At 41.7% G+C, this 14,344-nt stretch carries 19 protein-coding genes and 1 pseudogene; 2 read left to right on the forward strand and 18 right to left on the reverse strand.

Annotation, left to right across the window (positions count from 1 at the left end):
• Nucleotides 1-35: 35 nt before the first annotated feature.
• From rpsN to lsrA, 11 genes and pseudogenes are all read right to left on the reverse strand, one after another.
• Nucleotides 36-341, reverse strand: a complete 306-nt coding sequence (rpsN, locus tag O1Q79_RS07940) for a 30S ribosomal protein S14 (RefSeq protein ID WP_132302871.1) — start codon at nt 339-341, stop codon at nt 36-38.
• Nucleotides 342-353: 12 nt separating this feature from the next.
• On the reverse strand, nt 354-893 hold the full coding sequence (gene rplE, locus O1Q79_RS07945) for a 50S ribosomal protein L5 (RefSeq protein WP_133545470.1): 540 nt from the start codon (nt 891-893) through the stop codon (nt 354-356).
• Between the two features lie 17 nt (nt 894-910).
• Entirely contained in the window at nt 911-1,222 is a 312-nt protein-coding gene (gene rplX, locus O1Q79_RS07950; RefSeq protein ID WP_386691544.1) for a 50S ribosomal protein L24, read from the reverse strand.
• Between the two features lie 14 nt (nt 1,223-1,236).
• Entirely contained in the window at nt 1,237-1,608 is a 372-nt protein-coding gene (gene rplN, locus O1Q79_RS07955) for a 50S ribosomal protein L14 (RefSeq protein WP_132302868.1), read from the reverse strand.
• Nucleotides 1,609-1,820: 212 nt separating this feature from the next.
• Nucleotides 1,821-2,498: a ribulose phosphate epimerase gene (locus tag O1Q79_RS07960; protein WP_386691546.1), complete on the reverse strand. Its 678-nt coding sequence runs from the start codon at nt 2,496-2,498 to the stop codon at nt 1,821-1,823.
• Nucleotides 2,491-2,800 (reverse strand): annotated as a pseudogene (lsrG, locus tag O1Q79_RS07965) ((4S)-4-hydroxy-5-phosphonooxypentane-2,3-dione isomerase). Before lsrG ends, O1Q79_RS07960 begins: the two are co-directional and overlap by 8 nt.
• A 67-nt stretch (nt 2,801-2,867) precedes the next feature.
• Nucleotides 2,868-3,746, reverse strand: coding sequence for a 3-hydroxy-5-phosphonooxypentane-2,4-dione thiolase (gene lsrF / locus O1Q79_RS07970; protein WP_386691548.1), 879 nt, complete (start codon nt 3,744-3,746; stop codon nt 2,868-2,870).
• A 12-nt stretch (nt 3,747-3,758) separates the two neighbouring features.
• Nucleotides 3,759-4,775: an autoinducer 2 ABC transporter substrate-binding protein LsrB gene (gene lsrB / locus O1Q79_RS07975; protein ID WP_386691550.1), complete on the reverse strand. Its 1,017-nt coding sequence runs from the start codon at nt 4,773-4,775 to the stop codon at nt 3,759-3,761.
• 71 nt (nt 4,776-4,846) lie between these two features.
• On the reverse strand, nt 4,847-5,836 hold the full coding sequence (lsrD, locus tag O1Q79_RS07980; RefSeq protein WP_386691552.1) for an autoinducer 2 ABC transporter permease LsrD: 990 nt from the start codon (nt 5,834-5,836) through the stop codon (nt 4,847-4,849).
• Between the two features lie 9 nt (nt 5,837-5,845).
• Nucleotides 5,846-6,835, reverse strand: a complete 990-nt coding sequence (gene lsrC / locus O1Q79_RS07985; RefSeq protein ID WP_386693372.1) for an autoinducer 2 ABC transporter permease LsrC — start codon at nt 6,833-6,835, stop codon at nt 5,846-5,848.
• A gap of 10 nt (nt 6,836-6,845) precedes the next feature.
• Entirely contained in the window at nt 6,846-8,372 is a 1,527-nt protein-coding gene (gene lsrA, locus O1Q79_RS07990) for an autoinducer 2 ABC transporter ATP-binding protein LsrA (RefSeq protein ID WP_386691554.1), read from the reverse strand.
• A 257-nt stretch (nt 8,373-8,629) separates the two neighbouring features.
• On the opposite strand from lsrA, the gene lsrR reads away from it, so the two are divergent.
• Nucleotides 8,630-9,589 (forward strand): transcriptional regulator LsrR, encoded by a 960-nt coding sequence (gene lsrR / locus O1Q79_RS07995; RefSeq protein ID WP_386691556.1) that lies wholly within the window; start codon nt 8,630-8,632, stop codon nt 9,587-9,589.
• Between the two features lie 71 nt (nt 9,590-9,660).
• A complete protein-coding gene (gene lsrK / locus O1Q79_RS08000) occupies nt 9,661-11,211 on the forward strand; it encodes an autoinducer-2 kinase (protein WP_386693373.1) in 1,551 nt (516 codons plus the stop codon).
• A 70-nt stretch (nt 11,212-11,281) separates the two neighbouring features.
• Here the strand turns inward: lsrK and rpsQ are convergent, their stop codons facing one another.
• Genes rpsQ through rplB form a run of 7 tightly spaced genes read right to left on the reverse strand, consistent with a single transcriptional unit; the run spans nt 11,282 to nt 14,344 of the window.
• On the reverse strand, nt 11,282-11,539 hold the full coding sequence (gene rpsQ, locus O1Q79_RS08005) for a 30S ribosomal protein S17 (protein ID WP_386687909.1): 258 nt from the start codon (nt 11,537-11,539) through the stop codon (nt 11,282-11,284).
• Nucleotides 11,539-11,730, reverse strand: a complete 192-nt coding sequence (gene rpmC, locus O1Q79_RS08010) for a 50S ribosomal protein L29 (protein WP_386691558.1) — start codon at nt 11,728-11,730, stop codon at nt 11,539-11,541. Before rpmC ends, rpsQ begins: the two co-directional genes overlap by 1 nt.
• Nucleotides 11,730-12,140, reverse strand: a complete 411-nt coding sequence (rplP, locus tag O1Q79_RS08015; protein ID WP_386687911.1) for a 50S ribosomal protein L16 — start codon at nt 12,138-12,140, stop codon at nt 11,730-11,732. Before rplP ends, rpmC begins: the two co-directional genes overlap by 1 nt.
• Before the next feature lie 13 nt (nt 12,141-12,153).
• Nucleotides 12,154-12,861 (reverse strand): 30S ribosomal protein S3, encoded by a 708-nt coding sequence (gene rpsC, locus O1Q79_RS08020; RefSeq protein WP_132299970.1) that lies wholly within the window; start codon nt 12,859-12,861, stop codon nt 12,154-12,156.
• Nucleotides 12,862-12,878: 17 nt separating this feature from the next.
• A complete protein-coding gene (gene rplV, locus O1Q79_RS08025; protein WP_386691560.1) occupies nt 12,879-13,211 on the reverse strand; it encodes a 50S ribosomal protein L22 in 333 nt (110 codons plus the stop codon).
• A gap of 10 nt (nt 13,212-13,221) precedes the next feature.
• Nucleotides 13,222-13,497 carry a 30S ribosomal protein S19 gene (gene rpsS, locus O1Q79_RS08030; RefSeq protein ID WP_005539416.1) on the reverse strand — a complete coding sequence of 92 codons (276 nt, stop codon included), beginning with the start codon at nt 13,495-13,497 and terminating at the stop codon, nt 13,222-13,224.
• 25 nt (nt 13,498-13,522) lie between these two features.
• Nucleotides 13,523-14,344, reverse strand: coding sequence for a 50S ribosomal protein L2 (gene rplB / locus O1Q79_RS08035; RefSeq protein ID WP_386687928.1), 822 nt, complete (start codon nt 14,342-14,344; stop codon nt 13,523-13,525).

Raw genomic sequence — 14,344 nt, forward strand, 5'->3', positions numbered from 1 at the left:
TGCTTTATTCTCCGATTCCAATATAAAGTGGTACATTACCAACTTGCTTTTTTAAGACCTGGGATCTCACCACGCATGGCTGCTTCACGGACCTTAATACGGCTTAAACCAAACTTACTTAATACGCCGTGAGGACGACCAGTTTGGCGACAGCGGTTACGTTGGCGACTTGGGCTTGAATCACGCGGTAAAGTTTGTAACTTTAACACCGCACTCCAACGATCTTCATCAGAAGAATTCACGTCAGAAATGATTTTTTTCAATTCTACACGTTGAGCATAGAACTTTTCAGCCAATTTAACGCGTTTTACATCGCGTGCTTTCATTGATTGTTTAGCCATTGATAACCTGCCTTATTTACGGAATGGGAAATTAAAGGCAGCAAGTAGTGCTTGACCTTCTTCATCATTCTTAGCTGTTGTGGTAATAGTAATATCTAAACCACGAACACGATCAACTTTATCATAGTCGATTTCAGGGAAGATGATTTGCTCACGCACACCCATACTGTAATTACCACGACCATCAAATGATTTCGCACTTAAACCGCGGAAGTCACGAATACGTGGAACAGCAATTGTAATTAAACGTTCAAAGAACTCCCACATACGTTCACCACGTAGTGTTACTTTACAACCGATTGGATATCCCTGACGGATTTTAAAGCCTGCAACAGATTTGCGTGCTTTAGTAATTAAAGGTTTTTGACCGCTAATCGCTGCTAAATCCGCTACGGCGTTATCTAGCAGTTTCTTATCGGTCAATGCTTCACCCACACCCATATTCAGGGTAATCTTTTCGATTCGTGGGACTTGCATGACAGATGCGTAGTTGAATTTGTTTTTCAATTCATTAACTACTTGATCTCTGTAGTAATCATGCAGTTTCGCCATCGCATTACTCCAGTTTGTTAAATAATTTCATTATTAGATTTGAAGAAACGGACTTTTTTGCCATCTTCGAATCTAAAACCTACACGGTCAGCCTTGTTTGTTATCGGATTGAAGATCGCTACGTTTGACGCATCGATTGGTGCCTCTTTCTTCACTAAACCACCTTCTTTACCTAAAGCAGGTACAGGTTTTTCATGTTTAGTAATGATTTTAATACCTTCAACAAGAACTTTACCGTTTGGTAACACTTGAGTTACCTTTCCACGTTTGCCTTTATCTTTACCGGCAAGAACGATTACTTCATCATTTTGACGAATTTTTGCAGCCATTTCTTATCTCTCCCTTATAGTACTTCTGGTGCTAAAGAAATGATCTTCATAAACTTCTCAGAGCGAAGTTCACGCGTCACAGGTCCAAAAATACGGGTACCGATAGGTTGCTCCGTGTTATTATTTAAAATCACACAAGCATTACCATCGAAACGAATGACTGATCCGTCTGGGCGACGAACACCCTTTCTAGTGCGCACGACAACTGCTTTTAATACATCACCTTTTTTCACTTTACCACGAGGAATTGCTTCTTTCACAGTAATTTTGATGATATCACCAATAGCAGCATAACGACGGTGCGATCCACCTAGAACCTTGATACACATTACGCTACGAGCGCCTGAGTTATCAGCAACGTCTAGCATAGTCTGTGTCTGGATCATATTAGTGCTCCGTTTAAGTTAAAAACACCCTTGCGGGACGAACCTACTTACCTTAAGATAAGTAGGTCGGTGAGTTTATCAAAAAGGCAAGGTAAAAGCAACTGGATTTTCAAGGAAATATTCACTCTCAGAAACTTTATAAAAATAGATCGCACTTTGCTTTAGATGACCAAAGTGCGGTGTAAAAAATAATAGATTTTGACCTTATTTTTCTATTTAAAACTCCATTTTTCTAACGTATCATAAAGATCATCTGATTTAAAAAACGCACTCCCTGAGACCACCCAATCTATATCACAATCTTGCAGTTGTGTAGCTAATTCCAATGTCATAGAACCATCAATCGCAATGATTTTATGTTGATGATGCTTATCAAACAAAAAATGTAATTGTTGGATTCGCTCAAAAAATTGAGAGCTATCCATTTTCAATCCTGTTCTCGGATCAAGTGTCAGCAATTGAATCATATCAATCCATTGTAAATAAGGGACGAGCTGTTCTAATGCAGTGTTAGGGCAAAGGCTGATGCCGGCAATACATTCGGTTTGCGAATGCATCCATTGATAAGTTTCCAACAGTGGGCAATCGCTTTCTAGTTGAAAGGTAATAATATCTGCCCCCAAAGCAACACTTTCTTGTACTAACGCACTAGGATCTTTTACCATTAAATGCACATCTTTTAAAAACGGTTCACCAAATGGTTTTAACGCCATTGTACCAATAGTAAAGAGTGGCGACCAATTACCATCGGCAATATCAAAATGCAATAAACGAACATTATGATCCGCTAAAGTTGCCAAAGTTTCGGGGAATTTCATCCAATCCGATGACAAAATTCCCACGCTGATTTTCTGCTGTTTTAATACTTGAATACGTTGTTGTTTATTCATCGTTGACTATCTCTGGATAAATCCATTTGAATACTTTCTTTTGACGGGGCTGAGTCATTAATGGCTCAAGTTCCGCTACACAACGATGATAATGTGGAGTTTGGCGATGAGCATCTAATGCAGCTTCGTCTTTGTAGACTTCATAGGCATAAAATCTGGTGCTAATGTCAGGATCTTGTAACACATCAAAGCGTAAATTGCCTGGGTTCTTGACGAGTGCCTAGGTGGTTACGTTGGAATACTTGCAAAAATTCTTGTTCTTTTCCTGCTTTAATATTAATTTCAACGAGCATGGCAAACATAATCTTCTCCTTAAAATTCTGTTGAAAAACACCGCACTTTTCTTATCTCAAAAAGTGCGGTCAATTTTTAACGATTTTTTTCGTGTAAATAAAGTTTATACGCCTGTTCGGCAGTTTCGCCTTGATGAACGACAGCGTGTACGGCTTTTAACATGGCAATCGGTGCTTCGGATTGGAAAATATTGCGTCCCATATCCACACCAGATGCTCCTTGGTCAATGGCTTGATAGCACATCTTTAAAGCATCTTGCTCAGGCAATTTTTTACCGCCTGCAATGACGATTGGTACAGGGCAACCTGCGGTGATTCGCTCAAAACCTTGTTCCACATAATAGGTTTTGATAATGCTTGCTCCCATTTCTGCCGCAATTCGGGTGGCTAAAGAAAAGTAACGTTGATCCCGTTGCATATCTTTACCCACACCCGTGACTGCCATTACAGGCATCCCATAACGCATCCCCTGATCCACTAATTGAATAATATTTTTAATGGATTGGTGTTCGTGTTCTGAGCCAATATAGACTTGAGCCGCTACCGCATTAACATTTAAACGCAACGCATCTTCTATGCTTACCGCCACGGCTTCGTTGGACAATTCGGTCAAAATAGAATTCGCCCCTGAAGCACGCAAGACCACAGGTTTATTAGTGGCTGGTGGCACCACGGAACGCAAAATGCCACGAGTACACATTAACACATCAGTATATTCAAAAAGCGGAGCAATATGTAAATCAATCCGCTCAAGCCCTGTGGTAGGACCTTGAAAATAGCCGTGGTCAAAGGCGAGCATAATGGTTTTGCCTGTTTTGGGATTAAAGATATTGGCAAGACGGGATTGCATGCCCCAATCTAACGCCCCACTGCCTTTTAAATAAAAGGGCTGATTTTGTTGCGGTTTGCCGATACCAAAATCTTTGCCATCACGAATATCATCTAAATCTGCCATATTGTACTCCTATTAGAAATTATATTGATCGATATTATCGGCAGTGAATACGACTCGTTCAGGTAACAACACAATGCCATTGCCTTTCGCTTCATAATCATAGCCTTGTACTTTATTCGGTGAAATTTCCACGGTTCCGACACCTTGAATCTCTACTTTATCGCCGACATTTAAGGTTTTGCCTTTCAACAATTCGTTTGCTACTGCAACCGAAATTTTGCCTTGTTGCATCACATCCCATAAACCAAATTGTTTTACCGTGCCACGTTTCACATAAGGACGCATTACATTTGGTGTACTGAAACCGACAATGGTCACATTGCTCACTTTGAGATTTTCAGCTGCTTGTGCTGCCGCTGGTAACGCATTGGCATCTGGAGCAATAATCGCATCTAAATCAGGATAGGCTTTCAAAATCCCTTCGGCGGTTTGTAGCGATTTAATCGCATCGTTATAGCCAAATTGGGTGGTCACAATTTCCCATTCAGGGTGATCTTTGGCAATTTTTTGTTTTGCCACATTGACCCATTGATTTTGGTCGGTCACGGTTGGGCTAGAATAGAAAAACGCTACTTTGGCTTTCGGTTTACTAATTTGATTTGCTGCCATATCCACAAGCAATGCCCCGAGTTGATCTGGTGTGCCTTGATCAATGTAATGGCTACGACACTCAGGTTTCGTATCGGAATCCCACGTCAATACTTTCACGCCCCGTTTCATTGCACGTTGTAAGGTAGAGCATAAACCATCAGGTGAAACTGCTGCCACTACAATAGCGTTATAGCCTTGATTGACGAAGTTATTAATCAACTGTACTTGATTGGAAACGCTTGGTTCGGTTGGACCATCGTAGGTCACATCCACACCTAAGGTTTTCCCCATTTCCACCGCACCTTGACCGCCGCTAGTAAAATAGCCAACACCGACCAATTTAGGAATGAATGCAATACGATCAGTTGCTTGTGCAGCACTGATTGAAGATAAGCCCAATGCCACGGCAAGTGCGGTTGTTTTAATTACATTTTTCATAATAATACTCCTTAGTTGAGTTTTTGAAGGAAACACACCAAACAGCCAGTATGTTGATTTTAAGATTGCCATTAATTTTTTAACGGATGGCGTTTTAACCAATGGCGAAGTTGTCCAGAATATTGGCTCAGCGATTTACCGATTAACACAATAATCAGCAATGCCCCTGATAACGCACTGGAAATTTCATTTGGCACGCCGACCATTTGCAAACCTTGTTGTAAATAGCCAATGAGCAACGCCGCAATTGCTGTACCAATAATGGAGCCTGCACCGCCATAAATATTCGCTCCACCTAATACCACCGCAGTCAATACAGGCATTAACAAGGAACTACCAAGATCAGAACGAGCCGAACCAAAATAAGATACTAATAGCACAGCAACAAAGGCGGCGACTAAACCAATTAACGCATAGATAATAAAGAGCGTTTTATTAATTGGCACAGCACTGTAACGGGATGTCCGCTCGCTTTGCCCAATAAAGAAAACACTGCGACCTGTGGTGGTTTTGTGCATTAATAACCAAAATACCACCGTCATTATCAAGAAATAAATAATCGGCGTAGGAATAGCGAATACGGTTTGATTGGCAAAATCCAATAGGCTATCAGGAAAACCGCCAATGCCTTCATAGCCTGTTGCCCCTGCAAATCCAGACAACAATAATGCTCCACCGCCGTATAAATACATTGTGCCTAAGGTGATGACTAAGGGATTGACTTTGGTATAAATCACTAATAACGCATTGAGCAAGCCACAAAGTCCGCCCACTACAAAGGTTAGCGTAATTGCTAAAGACAACGGTAGACCTGATTTAAACAGCAAACCCAATACTATGGCACAAAGTCCCGCAGTTGAACCAAAGGAAATGTCCATTCCACCACTGACAATAATTAAGGTGAGTGGCAAAGCAAGCATACCGATATAGATAAAATCACTGGTGCTATAAAGCAATACATTGAGTTCCAACATACGGGGATTGACAAAACCAAAACCCAGAATTTCCACGATTAACAAGAGAAATAAGGCACTTTCCCAACCATATTTTTTGAACATCATCTTTTCCCCCTAGGCATTCTCATCATCTTTTAGGAAACGGGCATAACGCTGTTGGGTAATGTTTTTGGCAATCATCACACGCAAACGTCCATCAAAAATCAGCACTAACAGCAACACCAACCCTGCCACAAAGTTATTCCAATAAGCAGGCACTTTGAGTAACACTAAAATACTGTCAATTTGAATTAAGAAATAGGCTCCCAACACGGCACCGATCACATTGCCCGATCCACCCAGTAAACTAATGCCACCCAACACACAAGCCGCAATGGCTTTCATTTCTAAGCCAGCCCCTGTGGAATTCGGTACAAAGCCAATTTGTGCTGCAAATACCACACCAGCTAACGCCGCCATGGTACCATTTAAGGCAAAAGCCAGTAAACGCACTTGATTAATTCGCACACCCAGTTGCAATGCCCCTTGTAAATTATCGCCCACGGCATAAAAATGACGACCAAAAGCAGATTTGACGAGTAACAAATAAGTTAGCCCAATCAATAACATAATCAGCCAACCGATAGGCGAAATCCCTGCAAAAATCGGTTCAGATAAGGTTTTGAGTGATTGTGGCAAGCCTTCAATCCATTTTCCGCCTGTAATCAGCAACATAATGCCTTTGTATAATCCCAGTGTACCTAAAGTGGCAACAATGGCCGGAATCCGCAATAACGACACCAACACACCATTAAATAAGCCAGCGAAGAAACCTAGCACTACCGTCAACAACACTGCCGTAGACAAGGCAAAGCCTGCATTAAGCAAGGTTCCTACCACCACGGCACACAACCCCATTGTTGATCCCACAGACACATCAATATTACGGGTTAAAATCACAAAGGTTGCCCCAATGGCAAGCAAAATCACAATCTGAGCCGAACTAAAAATCATCGTAAGGGTTTGCAAATGAAATTGCCCATCACCGAACGCCAACACCACAAATAACAACGCAATGGCGGATAAAATGGTTAATTCACGATTATTTTGAATAAATTTCCACATCATAAACTCCTTATTCATCACCGTTGAATGCTTTTTGCATAATGTTTTTCTGATTAATTTCTGCCCCCACTAAAGGTCGGCTTAACTCACCATCATGCATCACAAAAACCCGATCCGACATTTGCTCAATTTCTTCTAAATCGGAAGAAATAAATAAAATCGCTACATTTTGTTTGGCAATACCTTTAATTAATTGGTAAATATCCGCTCTTGCTCCCACATCTACGCCCCTTGTCGGTTCGTCCACAATCAGCAAAGCAGGATCGGCATCAAGGCATTTAGCGATTAATACTTTTTGTTGATTCCCCCCTGATAACGTACGAGCTGGTTGATTCTCATCACTAAATTTAATCCCAATAGCTCGGTGATAGCGTTCTAAAATGGCACTTTCTTTGGCGGAATTAAGCCAAAAATCGCCTTGATGATAAGTAAAAGCACAACTGTTCCACGTCAAAGGTGAATCCAAATACAGCCCTGATGCCTGTCTATCTTCAGGTAAATACACAATGCCAGCTTGTAGCCGTTGTTGAATACTGGTTTTATTCATCGTTTCAGAATTAAAGATAATTTCACCGCACTTTTCTTGCCGTAAACCATATAGGGTTTCGGCTAATTCCGTACGTCCAGCTCCCACCACGCCTGCCAAGCCTAAAATTTCCCCAGGGAATAGATCAAAAGAAATCTTTTTAAAGCCTTCGCCTGTCAAATTTCTTACCTGTAAAATCGGTTTGCTGCTATCTTTAATACGATGGTGCCCTGGTAATTCCAACCATAGTTTTTGCGATTCCGATAGTTGCGTTTCTTTAGATTTTGGCGTGATGGCAGTAATGACATCGTCTTTATTCAAGTCTTGCGTTTGCCCCGTTAAGGCAATATAACCATCTCGCATCACGCTCACCCGATGGGCAATTTGCCAAACTTCAGGTAATTTATGGGAAATAAACACAATGCCTACGCCTTTTTCTAGCAAAGAATGGATTTTATGAAACAGATTTTCTGTTTCCGCAGGCGTAAGCGAAGCTGTTGGTTCATCTAAAATCAAAATGGATGCATCACGCATTAGCCCACGCATAATTTCAATCAGTTGCTGATCCGCCACATCAAGCAGACCGGCTTGCATTTCAAGATTTAAATGCGAGTTCAATTCCTGTAAAATTGCGGTCAATTTTTCATTCAAATTTTGCGTTTTGGCTAACCCAAACAAAATATTCTCTTTGACGGTTAAACTTGGGAAAAGCAAAGGTTCTTGTGGTACAAGATAAATCCCCAATTGATGAGCTTTGATTGGGGACAATTTACTGTAAGGTTGCCCGTTGATTTCTAACACACCTGTATCAAGGTTTTCAATGCCAGCAATAATCTTCATCAAGGTAGATTTGCCTGCGCCATTACCGCCTAATAAGGCGTGTACTTCGCCAGCATATAACGAAAAATCAATGTCTTTTAGTACACTCACCCCCGAAAAGGACTTACTCACTTGATGAACGGCAAGTAAGCATTTTTTCGGCTGCTGTTGCTTGATTGTTGTCGTTGTCATTATATCTCTCCCTAGTTAAAAAGGAATGAACAAATGTATTTTAAATAAATCATATGCTCTGCATTGTATAGTAAAAAAAATAAAAAGCTGTGATCTATGTCACAAAATTGAAAATTTATCAGTGTTAATCGGTAAAATATGGCATCTTTCTACGGAAGTTGTGATCGAGATCACATTTTATGAAAAATCACAAATGAACATTTGATTTCTTTACAAATCAGATGAATAATATACCCATATTATTAAAGGAAAGCAGAATGACCGAGATAGATTTAGAGATTCAAGCTCAGGCAATGAGTGAAGAAGAGCTGTTAGCCCGCATTGCGTGGTTTTATTATCACGATAATTTAACCCAAAATGAAATTGGCGAACGCTTAAATATTCCCCGTTTGAAAGTGTCCCGTTTATTGGAAAAAGGGAGACAAATTGGGCTAATTAAAGTGCAAATTCACTCCCCATTTACGGGCTGTTTTGAGCTAGAAGAAGCCCTACAACATCATTTTCAGTTAAACCATATCCGGGTATTGCCTGCCTTAGATAGCCACGATGTCAATGAACGATTAGGCAATGGAGCAGCACAACTACTAGTTTCTCTATTAAAACCACAGCAATTATTGGCCATTGGGTTCGGTGAAACCATTATGCAAACCATTAAATTCAGCAATGAATTTATTACTAGCAACAATATTAAGTTGATCACCCTATCAGGCGGTGTCGGGCCTTATATGAAAGGCATTGGGCAACTAGACAGCTCTTGTTCCGTGAGTATGATCCCAGCACCATTGCGTGCGTCTTCGGTGGAAGCTGCAAACTTATTTAAACGGGAATCTTGTGTCAAAGATATTATGTTAGCCGCCACGGGAGCGGATGTGGCCATTGTGGGCATTGGTGCTACCTTGCAAAAAGGGCAAGCCACTTTGTTACGCACTGGCTATATTAGTGAACAAAAACAAAAAGAAATTCGTAAGCAAGGAGCAGTAGGCGATATTCTCGGCTATTTTATGCAAAAAGACGGCTCGCTTTTGCCCAATATGCCCTTACACGATGAACTGATTAGCTTGCCTTTATCGGATCTCACCAAAATCCCTAATGTGATCGGAGTTGCTGGTGGCGAAGATAAAGTGGAAGCAATTTTAAGTGCGTTACAAGGAAAATATATTAATTCATTAGTCACTGAGGAAAGAACCGCTCGTATGATGTTAGCCCAATTAGTTTGAATCTGAGATCAGTCGGAGCGTAATTTTCTCTCGCAAAGGAGAACAAAATGGAAAAAACAACGGCTTATTTAATGGCACTGGATGCTGGCACGGGTAGTGTGCGTGCAGTGATTTTTGATTTGGACGGCAATCAAATCATTAGCTCACAACAGGAATGGACACATCTTTCTGACCCAAGTATCCCCGGTTCAATGGAATTTGATCTCAAGCATAACTGGCAACTGGCTTGCGATTGTATTCGAGATGCCCTTGTTCAATCGCAAATTCCAGCGGAACAAATTGCAGCGATTTCCACTTGCTCTATGCGAGAAGGTATTGTGCTTTATGATCAAGACAAAAATCCCCTTTGGGCGTGCGGTAATGTGGATGCTCGTGCTACCGAAGAAGTCAATGAATTAAAAGCATTACATGATCATCAATTTGAACAACGGGTTTATGCGGTATCAGGGCAAACCCTTGCCTTAAGTGCCATTCCACGCTTACTTTGGCTGGCACACCATCGTAGCGATATTTATCTCCAAACCAAAGCCATTTCAATGATCAGCGACTGGCTCGGTTTTATGCTAAGTGGTGAACTGGCAGTTGAACCGTCCAACGCAGGCACCACAGGAATGCTCAATTTGCATACTCGTCAATGGCAACCTGAATTATTGGAAATGGCTGGTCTACATTCTGATATTCTTACGCCAGTAAAAGAAACAGGCGAACTGTTAGGCTATGTGCAGGGAAATATCGCCCAACAAACAGGCTTAAAACAAGGCACGCCTGTGATTGTGGGTGGTGGCGATGTGCAATTAGGCTGTATTGGCTTAGGCATTACCGAACCGTCACAAGCGGCGATTATTGGCGGTACATTTTGGCAACAGGTGGTGAATCTGCCCGAAGCCGTCACTGATCCGCAAATGAATGTACGAGTCAATCCCCATGTTATTTCCCCCATGGTGCAAGCAGAATCCATTAGTTTTTACACGGGCTTAACTATGCGTTGGTTCCGTGATGCCTTTTGTGAAGAAGAAAAAATTTTGGCGAAACACTTGGGCATTGATACTTACACCTTGCTCGAACAAATGGCAGAAAAAATCCCCGTGGGCTCAAACGATGTAATCCCGATTTTCTCTGATGCCATGCACTTTAAAACGTGGTATCACGCCGCCCCGTCTTTTATTAATCTCTCCCTTGACGCTCAAAAATGCAACAAAGCCACGCTGTTTAGAGCCTTAGAAGAAAACGCCGCTATTGTGTCTTCTTGCAATCTCGATCAAGTGAAGCAATTTTCGGGAATAGAACTCAATGAAATCGTCTTTGCGGGTGGTGGCTCAAAAGGGTTACTGTGGAGCCAAATTTTAGCGGATGTCGCCGGCTTAACCGTGAAAATCCCCGTGGTCAAAGAAGCCACAGCGTTGGGCTGTGCCATTGCCGCTGGGGTTGGTGTGGAATTATATCCGTCTTTACAAGCCACAGGGAAAAAGTTAGTAAAATTTGAACGCACCCATCAACCAAATCTTGAAAATCACCGACTTTATCAAGCTCACAAAGCCAAATGGGAAAGTGCCTATTCAGAACAATTGAAATTGGTAGATAATGGTGTGGTAACTTCGCTTTGGAAAGCACCGGGATTGTAACAAAGTGCGATATTTTCCAACAAAAAAGCTCAGCAATCGCTGAGCTTTTCTTTATTTTGATTATCGAAGATTAAGCTTCAACAGCTTTTTCAACGACACGAACCAATGTCCAAGATTTGGTTTTTGAGATAGGACGAGATTCTTTGATCTCTACTACATCACCAATTCTTGCTTCGTTATTTTCATCGTGAACGTGTAATTTAGTAGTACGACGGATAAATTTACCCAATAATGGGTGTTTTACTTTGCGTTCAATCGCAATAGTGAAAGATTTATCCATTTTATCGCTGATTACACGACCTTGAACTGTACGAATTTTATCAGTCATTACTCACCCGCCTTTTCGGTTAACACAGTTTTAATTTGTGCAATACTATGACGCACTTGTTTTAACTGATGGGTTTGTTGAAGCTGACCGGTGGCTGCTTGCATACGCAATTTGAATTGTTCACCTAAAAGGTTCACTAACTCAGCATTCAGCTCTTCAACGTTTTTGTTTCTTAGTTCTTGAGCTTTCATTACATCACCGTCTTAATTACGAACGTTGTTTTAATTGGAAGTTTCGCCGCTGCTAATGCGAATGCACTACGAGCGATTTCTTCAGAAACTCCGTCCATTTCATAAAGTACTTTACCTGGTTGGATAAGGGCTACCCAGTATTCCACGTTACCTTTACCTTTACCCATACGAACTTCTAATGGTTTTTCGGTAATTGGTTTGTCTGGGAATACTCGAATCCAGATTTTACCTTGACGTTTAACCGCACGTGTCATCGCACGACGAGCCGCTTCAATTTGACGAGCTGTTAAACGACCGCGACCAACCGCTTTTAAACCGAATGTACCGAAGCTGACTTCAGTACCTGCGGCTAAACCACGGTTGCGTCCTTTGTGGACTTTACGGAATTTTGTACGTTTTGGTTGCAACATTTAGCAGTTCTCCTTACTTACGACCTTTGCCACGTGGTGCCTTTTTAGGCTGGGCAGGTTGTTGTTCTGGTTGTTGTGCAATTGCAGCCATTCCACCTAAAATTTCACCTTTGAAGATCCATACTTTTACGCCGATTACGCCGTATGTGGTATGTGCTTCTGCAGTGTTATAATCGATGTCTGCACGCAGTGTATGTAATGGCACACGGCCTTCACGATACCATTCTGAGCGTGCAATTTCTGCACCACCTAAACGACCGCTTACTTCAACTTTGATACCTTTAGCACCTAAACGCATTGCGTTTTGTACTGCACGTTTCATCGCTCGGCGGAACATTACACGGCGTTCTAATTGAGAAGCAATGCTGTCTGCAACTAATTTTGCATCTAATTCAGGTTTTTTCACTTCAGCAATGTTGATTTGAGCAGGCACGCCAGCGATTTTCGCTACTGCATTGCGTAATTTTTCAACATCTTCGCCTTTTTTACCGATAACGATACCTGGGCGAGCTGTGTGAATAGTAACACGAATGCTTTTTGCAGGACGCTCAATAGTGATGCGTGACACTGAAGCACTCGCTAATTCTTTATTCAAGAATTTACGTACGTTGAAATCGCCTTCTAAATTATCGGCGAAGTCTTGTGTATTCGCGAACCAAGTAGAGCTCCAAGGCTTAACAATACCTAGGCGAATACCATGTGGATGGACTTTTTGACCCATTTGCTATTCCTCTACGATTAACGATCTGACACAACCACAGTGATGTGGCTTGTACGTTTTAAAATGCGATCTGCACGGCCTTTGGCACGTGGCATAACACGTTTCATACTAGGACCTTCGTCAACGAAAATCTTAGCGACTTTGAGATCATCGATATCTGCACCGTCATTGTGCTCGGCGTTAGCAATCGCAGACTCAAGAACTTTTTTCACTAAAGCCGCAGCTTTTTTGTTAGTGTAAGTTAAGATCTCAAGTGCAGCCACTACTTTCTTACCACGGATTAAATCCGCAACTAAGCGAGCTTTTTGAGCTGAAGTGCGAGCGTAACGATGTTTTGCGATAGTTTCCATCTTTTACCTCTTACTTCTTAGCTTTTTTATCCGCAGCGTGACCGCGGTATGTACGAGTCGGTGCAAATTCGCCTAATTTATGGCCGATCATTTCATCGGAAACATAAACAGGAACGTGCTGACGACCATTATGGACTGCGATGGTCAAACCAATCATTGATGGAATGATCATTGAACGACGGGACCAAGTTTTAATTGGTTTTTTATCCCCGCTTTCCACCGCCTTCTCTACCTTCTTCAACAAGTGTAGGTCAAGGAAAGGACCCTTCTTGAGAGAACGTGGCATGGCTTATCCTCTTATTTAATTAAAATTATTTGCCACGACGACGTACGATGAATTTATCAGTACGTTTGTTGTGACGAGTTTTCTTACCTTTGGTCTGAACGCCCCAAGGAGTAACAGGGTGTTTACCGAAGTTACGACCTTCACCACCACCATGTGGGTGATCTACTGGGTTCATTGCAGTACCACGAACGGTAGGACGGATACCTCTCCAACGGCTTGCACCTGCTTTACCAAGTACACGCAACATATGTTCAGAGTTACCGACTTCACCGATGGTCGCTACACATTCTGCTAATACTTTACGCATTTCGCCAGAACGTAAACGCAATGTCACGTAGTTACCTTCACGAGCGATGATTTGTACATAAGCACCAGCAGAACGGGCGATTTGACCGCCTTTGCCAGGTTTTAATTCAACGTTATGTACAGTCGAACCAACTGGAATATTACGCATTGGTAATGAGTTACCCACTTTAATTGGTGAGTTTACGCCAGCTTGGATTTGATCGCCTACTGATAAGCCTTTTGGTGCTAAGATGTAACGGCGTTCACCGTCTTTATAAAGCACTAATGCAATATTGGCAGAACGATTTGGATCATATTCAAGACGCTCAACAACCGCTGGAATATCCAACTTATTACGTTTAAAATCAACTAAACGATAATGTTGTTTATGACCACCACCGATATGACGAGTAGTGATACGTCCTAAATTATTACGACCACCCGTTTTAGATTTGGTATCTAATAACGGTGCATAAGGTTTACCCTTATGTAATTCAGGGTTCACGATTTTAACAACGTGACGACGACCAGCGGAGGTCGGCTTACATTTAACGATAGCCAT

This window comes from Lonepinella sp. MS14434, from assembly GCF_042468235.1.
GTDB lineage: Bacteria > Pseudomonadota > Gammaproteobacteria > Enterobacterales > Pasteurellaceae > Lonepinella.